The 21,150-nt window shown below is 45.6% G+C and carries 15 protein-coding genes, 2 tRNA genes and 2 pseudogenes; 9 read left to right on the top strand and 10 right to left on the bottom strand.

What is annotated here, in order from left to right; genetic code table 11:
* Positions 1-7 precede the first annotated feature (7 nt).
* The 7 genes from AC438_RS06555 to lptF all read right to left on the bottom strand — a co-directional run bounded on the left by AC438_RS06555 (position 8) and on the right by lptF (position 10,291).
* Positions 8-4,822, bottom strand: a complete 4,815-nt coding sequence (locus AC438_RS06555; protein WP_053980449.1) for a pilus assembly protein — start codon at positions 4,820-4,822, stop codon at positions 8-10.
* A gap of 1 nt (position 4,823) precedes the next feature.
* Positions 4,824-5,531 carry a pilus assembly PilX family protein gene (locus AC438_RS16940; protein ID WP_162230699.1) on the bottom strand — a complete coding sequence of 236 codons (708 nt, stop codon included), beginning with the start codon at positions 5,529-5,531 and terminating at the stop codon, positions 4,824-4,826.
* A 44-nt stretch (positions 5,532-5,575) separates the two neighbouring features.
* Complete coding sequence (locus AC438_RS06545) at positions 5,576-6,655, bottom strand: PilW family protein (RefSeq protein ID WP_053980447.1); 1,080 nt, start codon at positions 6,653-6,655, stop codon at positions 5,576-5,578.
* Entirely contained in the window at positions 6,656-7,081 is a 426-nt protein-coding gene (gene pilV / locus AC438_RS06540) for a type IV pilus modification protein PilV (protein WP_162230698.1), read from the bottom strand.
* A gap of 68 nt (positions 7,082-7,149) precedes the next feature.
* Entirely contained in the window at positions 7,150-7,752 is a 603-nt protein-coding gene (locus tag AC438_RS06535) for a GspH/FimT family pseudopilin (protein WP_082354011.1), read from the bottom strand.
* A gap of 350 nt (positions 7,753-8,102) precedes the next feature.
* Positions 8,103-9,164, bottom strand: coding sequence for an LPS export ABC transporter permease LptG (lptG, locus tag AC438_RS06530; protein ID WP_053980444.1), 1,062 nt, complete (start codon positions 9,162-9,164; stop codon positions 8,103-8,105).
* Between the two features lie 8 nt (positions 9,165-9,172).
* Positions 9,173-10,291, bottom strand: a complete 1,119-nt coding sequence (lptF, locus tag AC438_RS06525; protein WP_082354008.1) for an LPS export ABC transporter permease LptF — start codon at positions 10,289-10,291, stop codon at positions 9,173-9,175.
* 308 nt (positions 10,292-10,599) lie between these two features.
* On the opposite strand from lptF, the gene AC438_RS06520 reads away from it, so the two are divergent.
* The 4 genes from AC438_RS06520 (at position 10,600) to AC438_RS06505 (ending at position 14,890) form a co-directional block, all read left to right on the top strand.
* A complete protein-coding gene (locus AC438_RS06520) occupies positions 10,600-12,081 on the top strand; it encodes a leucyl aminopeptidase (protein WP_053980443.1) in 1,482 nt (493 codons plus the stop codon).
* Positions 12,082-12,210: 129 nt separating this feature from the next.
* Positions 12,211-12,633 (top strand): DNA polymerase III subunit chi, encoded by a 423-nt coding sequence (locus AC438_RS06515; protein WP_053980442.1) that lies wholly within the window; start codon positions 12,211-12,213, stop codon positions 12,631-12,633.
* A gap of 162 nt (positions 12,634-12,795) precedes the next feature.
* A complete protein-coding gene (locus AC438_RS06510) occupies positions 12,796-14,148 on the top strand; it encodes a hypothetical protein (protein WP_053980441.1) in 1,353 nt (450 codons plus the stop codon).
* Positions 14,149-14,224: 76 nt separating this feature from the next.
* On the top strand, positions 14,225-14,890 hold the full coding sequence (locus AC438_RS06505) for a TlpA family protein disulfide reductase (RefSeq protein ID WP_053980440.1): 666 nt from the start codon (positions 14,225-14,227) through the stop codon (positions 14,888-14,890).
* Positions 14,891-14,926: 36 nt separating this feature from the next.
* Here the strand turns inward: AC438_RS06505 and AC438_RS06500 are convergent, their stop codons facing one another.
* Positions 14,927-15,289, bottom strand: a complete 363-nt coding sequence (locus AC438_RS06500; RefSeq protein WP_172676754.1) for a DUF2750 domain-containing protein — start codon at positions 15,287-15,289, stop codon at positions 14,927-14,929.
* 88 nt (positions 15,290-15,377) lie between these two features.
* Positions 15,378-16,020 (bottom strand): annotated as a pseudogene (locus tag AC438_RS06495) (MBL fold metallo-hydrolase).
* 449 nt (positions 16,021-16,469) lie between these two features.
* Here AC438_RS06495 and AC438_RS06490 point away from each other — a divergent pair.
* The 5 genes from AC438_RS06490 (at position 16,470) to AC438_RS06470 (ending at position 19,193) form a co-directional block, all read left to right on the top strand.
* Entirely contained in the window at positions 16,470-17,081 is a 612-nt protein-coding gene (locus tag AC438_RS06490) for a hypothetical protein (protein WP_053980438.1), read from the top strand.
* A gap of 3 nt (positions 17,082-17,084) precedes the next feature.
* Positions 17,085-18,044 (top strand): sensor domain-containing diguanylate cyclase, encoded by a 960-nt coding sequence (locus AC438_RS06485; RefSeq protein WP_053980437.1) that lies wholly within the window; start codon positions 17,085-17,087, stop codon positions 18,042-18,044.
* Positions 18,045-18,153: 109 nt separating this feature from the next.
* Positions 18,154-18,726 (top strand): CDP-diacylglycerol--glycerol-3-phosphate 3-phosphatidyltransferase, encoded by a 573-nt coding sequence (gene pgsA, locus AC438_RS06480; RefSeq protein ID WP_053980436.1) that lies wholly within the window; start codon positions 18,154-18,156, stop codon positions 18,724-18,726.
* A 237-nt stretch (positions 18,727-18,963) separates the two neighbouring features.
* Positions 18,964-19,037, top strand: a tRNA-Cys gene (locus AC438_RS06475).
* Positions 19,038-19,106: 69 nt separating this feature from the next.
* Positions 19,107-19,193, top strand: a tRNA-Leu gene (locus AC438_RS06470).
* 1,368 nt (positions 19,194-20,561) lie between these two features.
* Here AC438_RS06470 and AC438_RS16935 read toward each other — a convergent pair.
* Positions 20,562-21,150 (bottom strand): annotated as a pseudogene (locus AC438_RS16935) (hypothetical protein); the annotation flags it as partial.

Genomic DNA, 21,150 nt, shown 5'->3' with positions numbered 1-21,150 from the left:
TTACCTTTTAAAAAGGTAATGGAATTTCTCGCCAGGAATAACGTGATGAGCCTTTAGGGTCAAGCAGGCTAGGTGTCTTTTTGAGCCCTGAATCACCACCAACTTCATAGCCGCTCTTAGGATCGCTGGGTCGAGGTGAACCGTCTGAAGGCGTTTTAGGGCTAACCCCTTTAGCAACAACTGTTCCGTCAGGAGCCTTTTTGGGCATGTTATTAGTATTCCCAGATAAAGGTGAAGCTACGCCAGATAGAAAATCAATTTCATATGAGTAGCCAGCAGCGCTCACGTCGCAGCTGCTTTGCTGATTGGTCGCAGGGTTTGCCAATACACTATTAAAAAATAAAACACCCGTCGAGTATGCAGCCTCAGCAAGCTGTCTTTCGTTGGAGTCTAGTTTGATTTGCCAGCCATCATATTCTCTAGCCGTACCGGCAGCACCTCTACTTGTATCGCCATTGGCAATCACATCACGTAGCTCTTCGATAGAGGTCATTGCTGTGCCATTTAAAAATTTGACATTTCCTATTGAATTATCCTGATAAACCTGAATCCCCGTCGTATCAAATAGGTCATTCAACAAAAACATTTTATTGGTCACGGTACCCGCTGCGCGAGGAGGTGTCTCATCAAGGCCTTTAGCCTCTTTAATACCCACATACACATTCCCGTTATGGGTATAGTCGCCCTCTTTCGAGGTGTAATAACGACCCGTACCGGCAAAAACCCAGTAATTTTTATCGGCATCAAGCAAGGTGGTAGGCCGGCCAATAATCGGTTTATTGGTATCAAGCATCGTTGATGGTGTCATCGTTACCGCTGCGAGTGTAAAGTCAAGCGTGGCACGCATTAATTTACCATCGGGGTTCTGCCCTGTGCCTTCTATTAAGCCAAAATAAATGGCATCGTCTTTATAGTCCCGGTTCCAATCCATACCATTAATACCACCCACAAACGAATCAAGCGCTGAGTGGGTAATGGCGCGTACTTTTAATGCCGTATTAGTAATTTTAGGTGTTAGCTTTACCGAAAAGAGCCGCGCTCTTCTTTTGTTATTAGCTAAAGCTGTATTAGCCGTGATTTCGTAATTGAGCTGTGCCGAGCGCCTGCTGGTATCATCATACCCGCGCGGCCCCGAACCAAAAACTAAATGCCAGCTACTCGTACCAGATGCTTTATCGACATGACGAATAACATCTGGCTCGCCTACCGTAAAGCCTAGTTCGTCATGCGTAATTTCGCCCATTAGCTTAGGTGGGCCATTACGATCCGTCACATCCAAGATAACGTACGCGGGGCGTGTCGTCACATCGGTATTGCCATCACCATTAGTATCAATCGGAAAGTGGCCGCCACCTTGGCCGGTACCGGCCACCAAAATAGTCCCCCAGCCACCGACATGCACGGCATCAGGAGGGAATATTTTGACATCAAAAGTACCCAAAAAACCATCAACATAAGGGACATGGGTATAACCTGGATCACTTAACCACTGTAAATGCGGTAATACATTGAAGGGGACATAAGCCCACAACTCGGCACCTAAGTTACCGTTATATTGCTTAGTCGCAAAATCAAAAGTACCCGCATCAAATGCGTGAATCATTCCATCGTTCGCAGCGGCGTACACCACTTGGCGTGCATTTTTGTATTTCGCTTTATAGGCTGCATACTCTAGGTCACCAAATTCATCATCGTAACTATAACTAGGTGCTGAGGCAATAACGGGGCTGGAGCCTAAAATATCACCTAACAAGTATTTTTTGGGTGTACCGGCCTGAGTCAGCGTACGGTTACGCATACCCGTAATACCTTCTTCACCGCGAATATAATTCACAAGGTCATCAGTATTAGTCACTCTACCTAATAAAGGCGCTTTATCGGCATTAGCCCCCTTAAATAGGCCGGCAACAAATGGCTGCAAATTACCATTCACCACATTAGCAATTTTTGTGTACTGCTTGGGAATACGCGTATAAATAAAGCGCTGATTAACCCCTGCCTCCGCCTGAATATAATTCGTGCCCTGGGTCGTATAGTTTGCAACCTTATCTAAACGATCAGCCGCCGACCATACATATTTGATACTCTCGAGCGGTTGCTTATCAACGATGGCACCTGCGAGTGTTTCATAGCTAACTTGCGCTTGCCCTCGCACATCATAATCGCCGTTAAATTTAACGATTCTATCAGTGTCTGTTAATTGACTATTGCCGTCGGTATCTTCACGCAATCGGCCCTCGGCATCAATAAATAAAGCGCCAATGCTACCAAACCAAGTGACCGACTCTTTTGTGCCCGAATTATTGTTTTCTTTTAGGGCGGCAAAGTAGGTGTGCAAAATAATATTCGCGCCTCGGCTGCCTGTTGTTGCTGTCACACCCGAAGTACTCGCAGCGGGGGTTGGGCCATTTAACCCAAACAAGGCATTGAGCCCCTCTTCGAGTTTTTCGGGGTTCTCGCTTTTATAATACGATGCCTCGGGTGCGGCACTGGCGTATTTTGTGGCAAGCTCTAAAGGTGAGGGGAGTGGTGTAACCTCGCCAGAGGTAGCAAGTGTGTATTTTTTTGAGCTTTCAGCATTAGAAGCTCTACAGTTATTACACTCGGCCTTATCATACCCATTAATGCCTGAATGAGCATGAAAGCCAGGGTTAGTCACGCCGGTAATCACATAACCAAAAGCCAATGGGTAGGGCGTTGACTCCCCAATCACATTGGTGGTGACTGTAATTTCGCTAGCGCTTAGTTGATATTTTAATACACCATGCATATCTTGGTCGTAATCGCCACCTTGCTCACTATCTTCATAGTTAATATACACGGCACCCGAGGTCGCTGTTTTACTCAGCACCTTAAAGTCAACAATCGCGCAGTTACCACTACCACCGCCTCTTGTATTCTGACATGCCGGAATAATAGTCACCGTCTTGGTGCCACTCCCGACAACCACTTTAGGCAAGACCGCCGCAAACTCAATACCAAAAGTTTGTACGCGCTGCTCTACCTCGTAGCGTCCCAACCCTTTACTTAAATTATCGTAAGTATTAATGTCATTTTCAAAGGCATACTGCGCCATACCGGCAATGTCCCAACCACCTTGTAAACGCGGGGTTTCTGGGCAAGCGCCTGTCGCGCTAGTTAAAGCGGTTAATGATTTAGGCGTACACAAGCCATTATTATCTGTGCCATTACCACCCACAAAAAATTTCCCAGTATACAAGCCTTCTAAACGCCCAATATCATTGGTGAGGCCATTCAAAACTGTGTTAGCTGGGGTTGCATCAGAGGTTGCCTTACTCAACGTTAAGCCGTTGTTATCGTACGATTGCGCACTGGTATTCATACCCAATATACTTAATTTTGCACAGTAATTTTTGCTGGCATCCGCACCTTTAATCGGCGGATTCCAAGGCGCCTTTACCACACCCGCAGGTACATTACCTGCTTCTTTAATAACATTAGTACCCGTGTGTTTTGTGTAGGTATCTGCTGCCTCTTTTGCCGCAAAATAACTATACGCTTCTTGCATAATCTCACCGAGTGGGTTGCCCCAATCTCGGCACTTGCCATCAGGAAAGCTGGCTAGTCCATAACCACACTCATTTCTATAGCCCTCTGAGCCAAAGTCCCAACCGGCAATTCGCAAGGCATCAATATGGCCAATCAAACTCTCACCACTCGCGGGGGTAATAAATAAACCATTGTTAGGGTTTATCTCATCGGTAATAAAACCAACGTTTTTGCGTAAATACCCACCAGTTTTATTTTCTTTATAGCTGCCCGAAATAAGACCAAATTTAACCTGATCATCTTCGCCGTGAGTATGTAATACTCCAATGGGGCGCCATGAGTTGTTAGGGTATTGTTTACAACCGGTTAAAGCTTCGCTATCGGCTATCGCTTTAGGGCACGCCTCTACTTTTACCGTGAAATCATTTTTCACAGCCGGCTTAGCGGGCGAATTAAACGCCGGTGAAAAACCAAAGCTTTTAAAAAGTGTTTCTACTGTCGCTTTATTATTGCTCACGGCAACACCGTGATTACCCGCACGTAACTCGTCTCGGTATAAACATTGCGCTCGCTCGCCAGAGGCCCATAAAGAGTAATTACCTCTTATCGCGCGCATTAAGGGCGGGTTATCATTTCTATAGCTATAACGCTTGATATTATTTGTACCCTTTCCCGTTGTATTATGTAGCGTCGTATTACAAAACGTTATGCCATCACCCGCACCACCACTAATACTCGAGAAAGGCACTAAGCGGGCTAAGTCGCTGCCGTTATAATATTTTGCAAAACTGTGAGCATCATTGGGTAAATAGCTTCGCTCTAAAATAGTTTGCCTATAGCTCGTTTTTGTTCGCTTACCGCCATATAAAATTTTGCGCAACACGTCAATACGTGTCATTGTTGCCCAGTTTAAAAAATTACCACTCCATAAGGTTCCAGTACTACCGGTATTACAATATGAACCCGCTGGGTCAGCGAGTTTATCCATTTTAAAGTACGCATCTGCTGCGCCTTTTGTGCCTGTATAGCGATAACAACGGGTATTATCAAAGTAGCCAATGTAGCGTTTGGTTGCCTCAAAACCCACTACGCTGTCGTAGTCGGTATAGGCTTTAAAATATAACTGATGATCGTTGGACATTGCCAACATCATCATCGGCTCGACTCCAGCACTAACACTGCGCGGTAATACAGCGTATTGCCCCATCGTTTTATCGAGCGGGCCAGCAATGGTGATATTGATACCACAGGCTAATAGTACTGCTAAACCGACGGCGCCTTTTTTGATTGCGGCATAAAACATATCTTTCATATTAAAAGGCCTTTGGTAAATTGATTTTAACGATCGACTGCGCCATAACACGCGAGCGACCACCCGAACCCTCGGCGAGTGCAGTAATGCGGTAGATAGGCTCATGAGTTTTTTCATCGGGGCCATTGTTTTTATCATCTACAGTGACTGATAAATCTGCTCTTTTAAGCGTAAAGCACATAAATTCAACAATGTAACGCACAACGATACCGTTTTTTGCGATGTTTGGATCGACCTTAACCGTCTCAGTCAAAGAGGCGTTCTCCCAAATCGCTTCATCTTCCCAAATCGGTTTAAGCTGCGGGGTTGCTGGGTTGTAGGTTTTACACTCATAAGGCGCGCTTTCATCAAAAAGCCCGCGAAAACAAAAGCCTTTTTTACCGTCACGGCAATTAGCCGCAAACACTCCCTTCACATCGGTCAAGTCAGGTAAAGGGTTTGTGATTACCCCGGTAGGTAATGCGACTTTTGTAGGGGTCGCCAAATTTTGAAAGTACTGCTCTACACCACGCAAAGCCGACTCGGCTGCCTCAAAGGCTATTGCCCTATCACGTGCACTGGCAATCATTTTCATTTCTAAGTTAGTCCCGCGCATACCAGCAATACCCACAATGGTGACAATGGCCAATAATACCAACGCAACAATCAAGGTTGCGCCTTGCTGCTTTGCTGAGCTTTGCATTGCCATCATTACAGATAATTTAGTCATCGGCGGCTTCACTCCAATACATTTAAGGGGGGTAGTCAAAAAGTTCATTGGTTACGTATCCGCACAGTTGCACTCACCACTTGACGTAAGTAACGGCTTGCTGGCAAGGACGCCCCAAGAAAAGTAACAGGTTCAGGTTTATCGTGTACTGGCTTTAAGGACTGCATAAGCAAATTTATTTGTACCACAACGACTTCATCCCATTTAAGATTTGCAATGTCTGTTGACGTTTTCGCGTATGTCATGGTTTTACTACTATCTAGCGTACCATAGGCCAATTGCATATCCGCAATACCTAGGGCGAGCTCTTCGGAGCGTGTTTTAAGCGTACCGCTCTCGACCCACAGCACTTTGCGCATCAATGCTGGCATATTTTCTACAACATTAGATGTACCAATATAATAAGCATCACTCACCAGCTCAGCCAAGGTCGAACCCGCTTGAAAGTAGCCTAAAAGAGCCTCGGATGCATCACCTGGCTTAGGCAAGCCTGTAATGATTTTTTCAGTGCCAGCAGTCGTAGCATCTGCGGTTGCTCTAAACGCTAAACCTCGTGTGCAATCCGGTGATATTAAAATTAAAGGTTGCCCAGCTTTTATATTGCTCAGGGTATCACTACCGCCTGCGACCTTAACGGTACTAACCACTGAGTCAACGGCACCTTCACCAAGAATACCTTCACTTAAAGGATTGGTGCGGCGCACAATAAGAGCGTCGGTTTGCCCGAAGCGATCGGTGCCAATAAAAACGCCTGGTGCTGGATCGCCGCCGTCATAGCCATTAATACCCAGTAAGGCTGGTTGCCCACTGGTTGTTGTGGGGACCAACATTGGGCTGGCCCCTACAATAGGCGCAATATTAAATATTCCCGCAGAGCCAGGCGCACAACCAAAATAACCCGCCATTCTTAACTCGCGGCTTAAAATATCAATGGCAAAGCGTGCGTTTTCTTGAATTTGAGAAACTTCTTGGTTATCTAAAAAGCTGCGTTTACTATTCACAACTATTTGGATAACCCCGTTTAAAATAATCAAGCCAATTAAAATAGAGATCATTAACTCTATTAATGAAAAACCACGGGCTTTTTTAGTCAATACACATTTAGCAAATACAAAGGGCATCATTTAAAGCCTCACTGTTAGGGTGTAATCAATCGGATCAATACCGCTTCCAGCACCTGCATCAAGACCTTCATTTTTTAATTTTTGCTGGTTGTAAGTTATTTTAATAGTAAAGAGATCATTAACTCCTGTGACGGGGGTAATCACACCCGTACCACCGGGCAATCGCTCTGCGACCTGCGTGCTCCAAGCGGTAACATCAGCACCCGTAGTCAGTGAAGGCGCACCCTTATTGGCTCGCATACGCTCGGCCATCTCATTGGCTAAAAACAATGCCTGTGTCGAACTATAAGACTGCTGGTTGAATTTAAGTGACTCGGCCTGTAAAGCGATAACACCCAGTAGCCCTACCGCCAATACAAATAAAGCCACTAGAACCTCGAGAATAGAGGAGCCAGAGATACGTTTATGACACATTGTCTTGTTCACAGCATGCTTACCTTTTTTAGTATTGTGTGCGGTGGATATTGCCTGAGACTTAATAAAACTCTTCATCATCAACACCTAGGGCTTAACGGCAAACTTGGGCTTGTGCCGCCAGCGGTTGGTGTATGGAATTTTTCATTATGGAGGTTAGACTTATCTTGCGTAAATACCGTACGCCCACTAAGCTCCACCATCACGCCCTTTGCATAAGTCGGGTCAACGGATTTATCGCATACCACAAATGTGAAGCGCTTGCGCTCTGCATTATAACCTTGCGAATTAAATGTGATTTCAGCAACTTTTGTCGTCGTGCCGGCCTCAAAAACACCTAAGGGGTAACCGGGTTTATTCTTAAACTCTGCAATCATCTGAACCTTATCTGCCGAGTCAACATAAAAAGCTACCCAGCCATCAGTTGCCCAGTCTTTTTTTACGCATTTACCAGTCGCTGTTGTGGGCATAGGGCTAGGGCATAACCGCACTTTTACACCGCGGCTTGCCGCTTCTGTTCTGGCAGTAATCACCGACAGCGCAAATTGGTCTTGTAATGTTTCGATATTTGAGCGCGCAATGAGCCCTTTAAATGATGGCGCTGCGACGGTTAATAAAATAGCCGCAATAGCAATCACAATCATTAGCTCGACAAGCGTCATACCTCTTGATGAATTAATCATATTACTAGCACTTTATAATTAAAAAATGACACAACTACGCATGTATGCGTGAAAACACTCTGCGCCCCATTAGAGACATAAACAAATGAAGTAAATATTTTCAAGTGAATTGTAGCGTTAAAGCGGAGTAGACCACTTTTTTGACGCAAAAGATGCGATCACGGCAGCAAAAAACAAAAACAACGGCAATATGTCACAATACTGAAAATAATAGACTAATGCAAAAGAATTAAACTTAAGAAAAGTAATTCATGCTTAAATTTATTTTTACACTGAAAAATGGCTTGAACTACAACAAAAAGATTGCAAATAGATCACAGAGAACGCTAATTAGTCAAAAAGACTATAAACTACACAGATCGCCGCAACAACAAAACACCAATGGCAAAACTGAGAAGAATAGGTGCCAATACAGCAATCAAAGGAGCAAAACCAAACAAAATACTACTGGGCCCCAGCAAGTCTTGTGCCGTTTGAAAAACAATACCCACAATAACACCAGCAAAAACCCTAAACCCCATCGTCACTTGGCGCAAAGGGCCAAATACAAAAGAAATGGCAATCATCACTAAGCTTAAAGTTGCCAGCGGCTGAAAACTTTTTTGCCAAAAGGCCAACCGGTACTCTTTGCCGTTTTGACCTTGCTTTTCGAGGTATTCCGCATAAGGCAACAGCCTTTGCATTGGCAAGTCGCTGGGTTTTAGCGCAATCACAGAGAGCAATTTAGGTGATATTTCGGTTTGCCAGCGGCGACTGTCGAATTTTTCGGTGTGTATGCCCTCTGCCGTTAATTGTGTAACTACGCCATCTTGCTCAAACCAATGGTCGCCTTGGTAAATCGCCGACTCGACATACGTCATAGTCAGTAAGCGCCCATGCTCATCAAACAACATGCGCGTTAAGCCCAGCAATTTACCATTGGGTAGCACGGCACTAAAGTGCATATATTCTTTGCCCTCGCGATTCCATACGCCTCGCTGCCCAGTCAAGGCAGTAGCATGCCCTAGCGCAATTGCGCGCCGACTCTCAGCATATTGGTTTAAGGTGGGGGTCACATATTCACCCAGTACGAGTGCAATCGCTACAAACAATAAAACAGGCCGCATAACAGCCCAAATAATACGTACCACCGAGACCCCAGCGGCACGAATCACCGTAAGCTCACTGGTATTCGCTAGCAAACCTAAACCAATCAAGCAGCCCACCAATGAGGCCAGCGGTAAAAACTCGTAAATACTAGAAGGCATAGACAGTAACGTAAAAATTACCGCCTCAGAAAACACATAATTGCCCTTGAGGTTATCGAGCTGGTCAACCAGCATCGCAATCACATCTAAAGCGACAATGACTAACAACACCACCAAAATAGAGCCGGCAACACTGATGCCAATATAATGATTAATTCTGCGCATAAAAAACCTTAAGCATTAGAGCTATGCTGCTTGGCTACGGGGCGAAACCACCCGCTAATAGCATGAGTAAATGAAGGCCAAATCAACAAAATTAGCGCTAAATTCAAAAAGCCCGCATGCACAAACCACAGCAACCAAGGGGTTGGCGCACGGCCCTCATCAAGCATGCCACGGGCCGCGTTACAGGCCACAAGGTAAATCACATACAACAATATGGCAGGAATCATTTTATTGTAGCGGCCACTGCGTGGCTGCGTTCGGCTTAACGGTACAGCGAGCATTGCCACCACCATAACCAGCAGCGGCATCGATAAACGCCACTGTAGTGCTGAATTGGCTTGAGGGGTATCGGCTTCGATTAACTGCAAAGTGGTCATACCATCAATGATATCGCGCTGCTTAGCTTCGTAATCACTATCGGGCAAGTACTGCGCGTAAGAGCGAAAACTCACCACCTCATAGTTAGACTGGCCCGGCGTGCCATGATATTGATAGCCATCACTCAAGACCAAATAACGCCTGCCCGATATTTTATCAACAACGGTTTCGCCAGTTTTGGCAGTCATTAGGGCCACGCGTCGCTCTTCATCACCGGGACTGGCTAAAAACACTCGTTGTAAGCGCTTTTTATCGTCGCTGACTTGCTCGGCATAAGACACACCGCCACCACTCAATCGATGAAATTGCGCAGGCTTTAAAGTTTCGAACTCTGTGCGACTGCGCTGCTCGTCAATTAAAGCGGCCGAGGCCCTAGCGCCCATTGGACCTAAATGCAAACTAAACACCCCCACCACAACAGCCACTAATAACGACGTGGTAAGCGTATAGCCAAGCAGCGTTTTTTCACTCATGCCGCACGCTTTCAGCACAGACATTTCGCTGTCGACATACATACGCCCATGTGCCAGCAAAATGCCAATAAACAGCGCCAGTGGGATAATAAGCTCTAAATAAGACGGCAAGCGAAAGCCAATTAAAGCAAACAGTACAGACGCCTCTAATTTACCTGCGGCCGCCTCGGCCAGGTAACGTACAAATCGCCCGCTCAGAATAATCATTAATAATATGGCGCACACAGCCACCATACTCATTAATATTTCCTTAGCGATATACCGAAAAATAATCACAAAAAAAACCTTATAAGCGAAAGCCAATAAAGAGCAAAAGAATAGGACGCTTAAAATAGCGTGAAACGCCAGATGACGCTTGACCAGACTTCCCTTAAACTATAAGCCAGACCTAAAATAATAAGTCTTAAAACAGTCTGGCGATTATGGGCGTAAGCGGCGATCAAGTCTACGACAAATGCTCTCTCTACATCACCTTTGAGCGTTAACGAGTACCCACCGTTAAATCCGTACTTTGCATAACGCCGCCAACTACCGTAAAACACTCACGCCAGACAACTCAACTTAGCCTACAAACGAGACCGACTATGGATTTTTTGTGCAAAACAGCCGACTTTAATCAATTTAAAACAGAATGCACCGTCATTTTTACCGCGGCCACAAATACGTTATCCGCCATTGCGCAAAATGCTGATACCTTATGTGAAGGTCAAATAAGCCGTCTTATTAAAAGTGGTGACTTTAAAAATCAAGTGGGCAATAGCGCATGGTTTTACCCGAGCACAGGTAAAAGCGCACGTATTTTGGTCGTTGCCACCGGGTTAAAAACAGCGAATGCATCGTTAGATAGCGAAACATTCATCAGCCTAGCTGAAGCCACAGCGCAGGCGCTATGCAGCAAAAGCCTCAAACAGGCGAGCATCCATTTAAACGATATTGCGGTAGAAGATCAACCCGTGCAATGGATCAGCCAAACCCTCAGCTCACGTATCACAAGTGCTGCATACCGCTACACGCAAACTAAAAAAGTCGATGAACTGCCCTTGCTTGCCAAAGTGACTTTATGCACCGATAAAGCTCAGCTCACCGCCGCGAAAAAAGGCGCGACCTTAGGCGCAGCTGTAGGTCAAGGCATTAACACCGCACGCACGCTCGGTGATTTACCAGGCAACATCTGCACGCCCACTTATTTAGCTAACGAAGCTAAATTACTGGCCAAAAAGAGTACTAAGTTCACCACCAAAATTGTAGAAGCCGCCGAAATGAAAAAGCTAGGTATGGGCTCTTTATTGAGCGTATCTGCCGGTAGTGATCAGCCGCCTAAGCTCATTGTGATGGAATACAAAGGCAAAGCCAGCAAAGCACCCAATGTTATTGTAGGCAAAGGCATCACCTTTGATACAGGGGGTATTAGCCTTAAGGCCGGCGCAGGTATGGATGAGATGAAATATGATATGTGTGGCGCAGCCAGTGTACTGGGCACAATGCACACATTGGTTGAGCTAGGCGCACCGGTGCATGTAGTGGCCGTTATTGCCGCCGCCGAAAACATGCCCAGCGGCCGCGCCACTAAACCTGGTGATGTCGTTACCTCGATGTCGGGTAAAACGATTGAAGTGCTCAATACGGATGCTGAGGGCCGCTTAGTACTGTGTGATGCTTTAACCTACGTCGAGCGCTTTAAGCCAAAAAGTGTCGTCGATATCGCCACCTTAACCGGTGCTTGCGTGATTGCACTGGGCCATCATGCCACAGGCTTGTTTAGCAACGAGCAGGCACTCGCCGATAAACTCCTCGAAGCGGGCAAGCAAACACACGATCGCGCATGGCAAATGCCACTATGGGATGAGTATAAAAAATCACTCAAAAGTAACTTTGCCGACCTTGCCAATATTGGTGGACGCGAAGCCGGTAGTGTCACCGCCGCCTGCTTTTTATCGTACTTTACCGAAAGCTACCCTTGGGCGCATCTTGATGTCGCGGGTACAGCGTGGAACAGCGGCGCTAACAAAGGCGCAACAGGCCGACCCGTCTCGTTACTGGTTAACTACTTGCTCAACAACGCCTAATGCGACGCGTCTTATTTGAACAAGGATGAAAACACTGCAAGGATGCATAAAAAGATCGCTAAAGCTTAATAACACTTATAACGTTTAACTTTTTAAGGCTGGCTTGAGATAACTTAAGCCAGACACGTCATGGCTAGAATCGATTTTTATGTATTGCCACAAAGTACCCACGAGGCGCGTCTACACTTTGCCATTAAACTGTGCCAAAAAGCACTTAATCACCATCTCAAAACGGTCATTTGGCTAGACAATCATGCGCAAAGCGCAGAGCTAGATGCACTACTATGGCAAGCGCAGCCCGAATCCTTTTTACCCCACGCACTACTCCCCGCTAGCGAACCGTTGCCGCCTGTGCTTTTATGCTCAAACCAAGATATCCCTACCGATAGGCAGTACCTAATTAACCTCAGCAGCCAAGCGGCACCTAACATTCAACACTTTGAGCGCACCGCCGAAATTGTTATTCAAACCAGCCCCATACTCGAAAATACGCGCAATCACTATCGTCAATACAAACAAGCTCATCACGAATTGCATATGCACAATTTGTAGTTTTGACAATAAGGTCTATAACCATAAAGCACAGTAAAGAGCATCTATGTGCAATAACGCATAGATAAGTGCTGAAAATCGTCGATTTGTGCCATTAAAATGACACAACGGTTAAAAAGCAGGCTATATTATGCACGCGTCAAACTTTAGGGCATTCACATAATGAGCAGCAATACTAAAATACACCTCCTCAACGACTTAGAAGCACTCAGGCAACAACTTGCTGAGTTAGAAGCCTATCATCCAGAAGATGGCTCAGCACAAGAGAGCGTAACAGAGGCGCAAAACGACAATATCCCGTTGCTCGGCGATGCCGTTCTTTCTGAAAGAGAAGAAGCCATTATGGCTCGTCGTGAAGCGGTCGCCATACTTGATGCCGAGCTAAAAGAACTCGATGAAAACAACAGTCTCTCAAGCAGCGACACAGTGACACAACAGCCACTCTCGACAACGCAGCCTCTAGACGATCCATCGTCACCAGCCATAACATTCGATGACGACCTTATTAGCGATGACATAGACATTCCAGAACTCATCACAGAAGACAATGAAGACCCTCACAGCCCGCCGCCACACTTAAGCTCGAGCGCTCAGCCCGAGTCACTCATCTTAGAGATTCCCACGGTACCTACTGAGCCAACGCAGGTACCTGCTGAGCCATCATTAACTGAATCACCGCAAGCACTTGAAACTAGCCCCACAGAAGTAGACGCCAGCCCCGCTAAACTCGGGCCCGTAAACGTCGAAGCGCAACGCTCAGCCACCGAAACCCAGCTAAGCCAACACAAGACATTCAGCACCCACGAGCCCCCCCTACACGACAACACCTTTAACAATGCCTCCTTAGAGGTAGACCCCTCTATTTTAGAAGTAGACCCTACGACACTCAAAGCCAGCCCCAGTGCCTCAAACTCTAAACCCAAACCAAGCACCCACATAAGCTTTGAAGCAGAACTGACAACCGAATTAAAAACCGAGCTAAAAACTGAACCTAAAGCCGCACCAAGCCGGCAGTCCATCAAAAACGATGCTGGGCCATCTATCGCCATTAGAGAATATGCACCGCACCCCAACACAGCGCAAACGACTAGTACACAGGAACTCCCTGCTTTTTTGCAAACCGACAGTTTAATGGCAAATACGCCACCAAAAACGCAGGCAACGCTAGGCTCAATGCCGCTGCAAGTGAGCCCCGAAGACAACCCGTTTTTACCGCTTCATTTAAGAGAGAGGCTGAGTAAAAGTAAAAACTCACTACTAGAAGGGATTGCCAAATCCAGTGAGTCACTCGATGCATCAACGGCTTTACTACGCAATTTTGGGGGTAAAGCCCAAGCCGAAGAAAACATGCAACCGATGACCAGCAAAGTCACAACAGCACAACATCAGGCCCTAATTAATCACTTGGTTGCCAAATACTTGCCCGTGATAGAGGCCGAATTACGCCAGCAATTGCACGCCTCACTAAGCCCGCAGCCCAACCATCGGTATTCCACACCAGAAACCACAATGTAACCCTACAACAAGAGGAACTTTTTACTCATAACCTAACCTAAGCTGGCTGAGAATAGGATTTATACAGCGAAGAGTTATGCCTAAATTAACCTCGACACTCAAAAACAGCCACTACACCGATCGGGCTTGGGGTACACAAACATGTAAGGTAGGCGCAAACTTGCGCTATAAGCGTTATTGCCAAAACCTAGTGGCGACAATTGGCCTAGTGCTATTATTGGGCCTATCAATGGCAGGCGCGGCTGAACCCACGTTAAAAAAAGGTGATCAAACACCCAACTGGATGCTGCGAGATACCACAGGCGAATGGCTATGGCTGTATAAAGTTCTCCCACAGTATGATGCAACGATTCTCTTTTTTTGGGCCTCATGGTGCGAACAGTGCCGCGGCCTTTTACCCAAGTTACAGCAACTGCAAAACGATAATGCCAATATTAAAGTATTAGCTTTAAATGTCTGGGAGACCCAAGACCCTACCGCGTACCTCGATAGCTTAGGCATTAGCCTCACGCTCCTACCTAAAGCCGAATCAGTTGCGCAGCGCTACCAAATGGCTGGCACACCGAGCATCGTCGTTATCAACAACCAGCGACAAGTTTTATATGTTGAACAAGGAGCCAATAAAGACTCCAAATTACTACAAGCGCTTAGCCCTTTTATCACGCCAAAAAATCATACTCAGCAAACCTCTAGCTCATCGCCTCAAGCGCCCACAAGACCAGCCCCAGCAGGCAAAACCTAGCAAAGCAAGGCTTCTTTAATCGGTCGATACCGAACACTAGCTCTCATCAAACTCTTCCAGTAAATCGAGAGGTTCCATTTCATCGCCCTCCATATCAGCATTCCAGTTCACCCCAACCAATAACACATCTTCATGCATTCCCGGTAGCCACTCGTCGAGCAATTCAGCCAGTGAAACCGGTACAGGCTTATAACTCTCCCATTCATCAACACAGTGCGCTTGTGCAAACTCAGGCTGCGACCACATAGGCATTACATCGACGCTTTCGCTAATATTTGAAGGGCACAAAGCAAAGCCCTCATCCCCTTCAAGTACCCACACGCACCCGGTATCTTCTGCCTCAACCATAAAGCGTTCAAAGTTTTCATCTAAATTATCAGACAGCACTAAATCACTCATACTCACATCACCTTAAATTAGCCAAAAGCGCTTTAGTTAGCACTACACATTATATTTGCTCGCAACCGCCGACAAGCTATCGACCCTGTTAACCAAAGTTCTTATCGGCCACAAAAGGATTGCTCTTGCGCTCTTGCCCAAATGTTGACATAGGGCCATGCCCAGGAATAAAACGCACATCGTCGCCTAAAGGCCAAAGCTGGCTCACAATAGAAGTGACCAATTGTTCGTAATCACCACGCGGGAAGTCACTCCGCCCAATTGAGCCTCGAAACAAGACATCACCCACCCAAGCCAGCCTGTCTAGCCGACTAAATAAAACCACGTGCCCCGGTGTATGGCCAGGGCAATGCAGCACTTCTAAAACACTCTGCCCTACCGTCACCGCATCACCACTTACCAGCCAACGGCTTGGCGTAAACACTGGTTGCGGCTCAAACCCCATCATTGCCGCTTGCTGATCCAATATATCAAGCCAAAAAATCTTCTTTGTGCGGCCCCTCAATAGGAACACCGGTACGCTTTGCCAACTCAAATGTACCGCCCACATGATCCATATGGCCGTGCGTTAATATAATTTTTTCTAGTGTTAAACCCAAACCCGTCAACTCAGCCAACAGCTTATCGACCTCGCCACCAGGGTCGACGACTGCCGCGCGCTGTGTTTTTTCGCACCAAATAATGCTGCAATTTTGTTGATAGTGCGTCACTGGGACAATTTTAAATTTCATAATCCGCCATCAATCTACGGTATAGTCAAGCCAACACAGCTCGCCACAAACCGCTGGTTACATAATAAAAAATACTGCCGCTATTCAGAGGCCCTTCAATCAAAGATACCTTAATCAGAGATACCCGCATCAGGCGCCAATAATGATGCGTTGACTAGACCCACAAGCCACCTACGACTTTAATATGCCTAGGCTTTATGCCGCCTGCAACGTTTAACCTTACCGATCGCACCCGTGCAAGTACACCAGATAACGACTCGCACCCGACAAAGAAGGTTAATACACTTGGCGACATAGCGACAAAACTTGATGTGCCATAAAAAGCTTAACACTCGCGTGTAACCCAAACTGATTAACGCCAAATCAGCAAAGTTAAAAAATAACCCAGCATTCTAACGTGAGCTGGCTAGAATAGATATTAATAGCAATCGTTTTGGGGTTAGCAGCGCATGAGCGCAATTATTAACATGAGCGAAGATCAGCGCGACGCCTTACAAGAGGTCACCAATGTCGCAATGGGCCAGGCAGGCGACCGATTAGCGAGGCTACTCGATACCTTTGTTGTGCTCTCTATTCCTCATATCGACATCATGGAGCCGCAAGATATCGCCATGGCCTTGCAGTCGATTGACACCACCGATTCTATCTCGGGAGTTTGCCAAGGGTTTATTGGCGGGGGCATTGCTGGCGAAGCGATCTTACTATACAACGATACCAGCTTTACTGATCTTGCACGGCTACTAAAATTTGAAGGTGATCTAGATGAGCGAGCCGAACGCGAGCTTTTAATGGATACCACCAATGTACTCTTTGGCGCCTGCATCAAAGGGCTTGCCGAGCAAATTGATATGGGCTTTAGCTTTGGCCCGCCCATGGTGCTGGGTCAACACCAAAAAATCAGTGAAATGTTCGACCCAAACACCAGCGTCTGGAAGCATGCTCTCGTAACCGAAATCAACTACAAGTTAGAAGGCTATAACGTCAATTGCGACCTTCTAATCTTAATGACAGACGAGTCCATCACCCGCTTGATGCATAAAATTGACTACCTTCTCGAGTAAACTATGAGCGATAATGACTTATTGGAAAACTTCCACTGGCTAATGGACGTTCTCCAAAATATTGATGTTGGCTTAGTAATACTTGATCAAAGCTACAATATCGAGCTATGGAATAGCTTTATGCAAAATCACAGCGCCAAACAACCCTCAGATGTTTTAGGGAGCAATATTTTTAGCACCTTCCCCGAACTCTCCGAAAGCTGGTTTAGACGCAAAGTAGAGTCAGTCAAAGTATTGCGCAGTCCTTCATTTACCACATGGGAGCAACGCCCCTACCTATTTAAATTTAGGAACTACCGACCGGTCACAGGCATGACCGAATTTATGTACCAGAACTGTACTATTATGCCCATCACCAACGCGCGCAGTGAAATCACCCAAATTTGCCTCATTATTTATGACGTCACCGAAGTCGCCGCTAACCGCCTGCAGCTACAACGCGCCAACTCCAAGCTCCACATTATTAGCAAGACTGATGGCCTCACCGGCCTACTCAACCGCAAATATTGGGAGGAAGGCCTAGAGCATGAATTTAAACGCCATCAGCGCTACCAACACACCTGCAGCCTATTAATGTTTGATATCGATCACTTTAAGCGTATTAACGACACCTACGGCCACCCCGCTGGCGATGAAGTGATTCGCCAAACAGCTGCCGTAGTAAAAAAATGCGTGCGCGATATCGATATTTGCGGGCGCTACGGCGGCGAAGAGTTTACCGTTATCCTCGTTGATACCAACCAAGAAGGTGCCATGGTTGTTGCAGAGCGCCTTCGCAAAGCCATTGAAGCCAATACCATCTATTACGATGAACACGTCATTAACTACACCATCAGCTTAGGCATCTCAGAAATAAACAGCGAAATATCCAACCATACCGAATGGATAGACGCCTCTGATCGGGGTCTATATCGCGCCAAACGCGCAGGGCGCAATCAAACTCAAATTTACAACCACAATTGATTATTTCAACAAAAAATCACCTTGCAAGCACCAACCCTCTCGCTAAGACTTTACAGCGCGCACTTTAAGCTTTACCGTGCCACCGTCTAACCGATTTGGCCCAAAAACTATGTACAATCTAGCCAACCAGCTCACCCTTTTTCGCATCATCCTACTGCCTTTACTGGCAGTCATCTTTTACCTACCCTATGACTGGCGATTTCCAGTGTGTGCTATCTTATTCACCATTGGCGGTATTACCGACTGGGCAGATGGCTACATAGCGCGCAAATATAATCTGAGCACGCCTTTTGGCGCCTTTTTGGACCCTGTTGCCGACAAACTCACAGTAGCCGTGGCTTTAGGTTTATTAATCGAACTACACAGCTCCATTTGGTTTACACTTCCAGCGATTGTCATTATTTGTCGCGAAATCGTGATTTCTGCCTTGCGCGAGTGGATGGCCGAAATTGGCGCACGGGCCACCGTTGCCGTCTCTATGATAGGCAAAATTAAAACAACCCTGCAAATCATTGCTATTGTTGTGCTACTCGCTTTTGATCCTCGCCAGTTCGAAATCATGAAACTGCTTGGGCTCACTATTTTATATGCCGCGGCCATTCTCACTTTATGGTCAATGATTGTTTATTTACGCGCCGCCTGGCCAACATTCAAACAGGGCGCAGAAAAATCCAACAAGTAATACCAAAAAAGAAATTTTTTTAACAAAAACTGACTTTTTGTTAAAAAAAGCTTTGGTTTAAAAATTATTTTGTATACAATGCGCGTCCTCTTAAGCAGTAAATAAGAGGTTGAGCGACACAGCACACTAAGAAATACTTATAAGTACTTGATTAATAAGAATTTATAGGTAAAATGCCAGCCCACAAGCTAGCAGCTTAGTAAGGTTTAACAGCCTAAGCGTCGCGCAAAAAAGTAAGGCGCGATAGCAAAGCGGTTATGCACTGGATTGCAAATCCACGTAGGCCGGTTCGACTCCGGCTCGCGCCTCCAATTTTAGCCAATGCACAATTGCATAGACTAAAAAGTAGGGATCCACACCTACTATAAAAAACCCTGTATGCCCGGGTGGTGGAATTGGTAGACACAGGAGACTTAAAATCTCCCGACTTCACGGTCGTGCCGGTTCAAGTCCGGCCCCGGGCACCATTATTCTAACCCCCCGTATCATAAGGCTTTCAGCCCGATTGATACGGGGGTTTTTTATTGCCTATCACTTAGCAAATAGCGATTAAATGCCCGCTAGGTGTCAACCAGGTGTCGACAAAGCCCAAAAAGTGTCCATAGAGAATATTTAAGGCAGTTCAACGTGCACACAAAAAACCCCTCCCGCACCAACACGCCAAACGCACTCCCTCCCCCTTCAAAAACACTCACTCCCTTTCAAAACCTGAAGACCACAACAGCCCCGCACCCCAAAAAAAACAGGCGCGCAGAAGGCCAGTCGTGCCCTACCAAATCACAACACTAGGACAGGCACTCTGAAAAAACTGCTTGTCGCTAAAAATTATTTAATCGAGTCACTTATACTTTTAGGTAATTAAAGCGAGTGTATGCCCCCTGCCGGTGTTTTTAAATGCGCTAAAATTAGCTTATTAATGGTTATGCACTTCAGAGTTGAATACTAGAGGTTAGTAGCCTTGCCAATACATAAAAAATAGAAATCGAGTATATATTTAATTTAGGTCAGCTTTAGGACTTAATTATTAGTGCCGTAAACGTTTAGATCATAGATCAGACTTTTAACGATGAGGCAATGATCATCCGGTATTTTTTGAGTCAAAAATCCCAGCTTCTGTCATGACTCGTAGTTTAATTGAACGCATATGTAATGCTGGTCGTATTAATGCCTACTCCTAAAATCTCAATGAAAACCCTAAATATACCGGTGAATTATTATTTTCTAGTGTATTAGAGATGATGAGTTTGGTGGTATTACGAATATTTTCTTTGATTAATTTTTACTATAAAAGTAAAAGGGATGACATCCCTATATCCGCCAAGGCGATGTACGAAAAAATGAGTGGCAGTGACGTAAAAGTATCCGCTTTAGTGAAAAATACTGGCGCAGAATTGGCTAATATGATTATTGATTTAAAGGGTGTTATTAGGTGATGTTCGAAGGCTAATTGACCTTGATAATATTCTGGGGTGGATAGAAATTATTGTATGAAATTATACTTGGCCATTGGCAAGGACGTGTACTCGTTTTAATTATCTAAAAATATAAATAACTCGATGTAATATTTTTAGTGATAAACAGTTTTTCAGAGTGCCTGTCTTCAGGCTGTGCTGGTATTATCTTTAGTACCCAAAAGATAATACCAGCAATAATACAAGGATACTCACTCCAAAAAACACCTGCTAGAATAGCTCAGCAATTAACACCGCCCAACCTAAAGCACTCTTAAAAATTTTTGAGTGAGTGTCCCTGCAAGTGTTTTAGTTCGTGAAAAACTAAAAAAGCCGCTACACCTAGGCGTAGCGGCTACAAAATTGCGCCGTATTTAAAACCTATTACAATACGTCAGGGTCATTTAATAAAGCATCATGCATCTCGGGTATTAGCTGTCCTTTTTGCCCTGCGCATTCACTGGTACTGGGAAAGCCTTTTGGCCACGTGAGATTGCTGGTTTTTAACCAGTTTTTTATCGTTGCGCTGTCTGTTTTTTGTGGGAGGTATTCGCCGGTTACGCCAGTTTTGAGTGTAGCTCGGGCTGTAAGGTCTTGCTCATAATGCACAAATGTATCTTTTAGTTTAGTGAAGCCTTGAACGGGATTATTGATTAAATGAGATTCATATAACTTGCGCCACACTAAAATGTCAGGGTGCATATCACCATCAAAATTGCCAATAAAAATTTTGGCATAACCACGGTAACCCGGCAGGCGATAGGGGTGTAAAGAGCTGGCTACCATGGCAGATTGATACTGCGCGGTAGCGTCTGCATTTTTTAATGGGCGCTGATTAAACGTTGCTGTTTCCGTAGTACTTAACCAATCAGTAATGCTGTAACGTATCATAAATACCGTTTTTTCATAGCTAGGCGAAAACATCACTAAGTCATTGCCTAAAAAAAGAATCAGCTCAGCAGCCCCATCACCC

The sequence above is a fragment of the Marinagarivorans algicola genome, from assembly GCF_001292705.1.
GTDB lineage: Bacteria > Pseudomonadota > Gammaproteobacteria > Pseudomonadales > Cellvibrionaceae > Marinagarivorans > Marinagarivorans algicola.
Note: the sequence above shows the minus strand (reverse complement) of the source record. Positions and strands in the feature narration are given on the sequence as shown.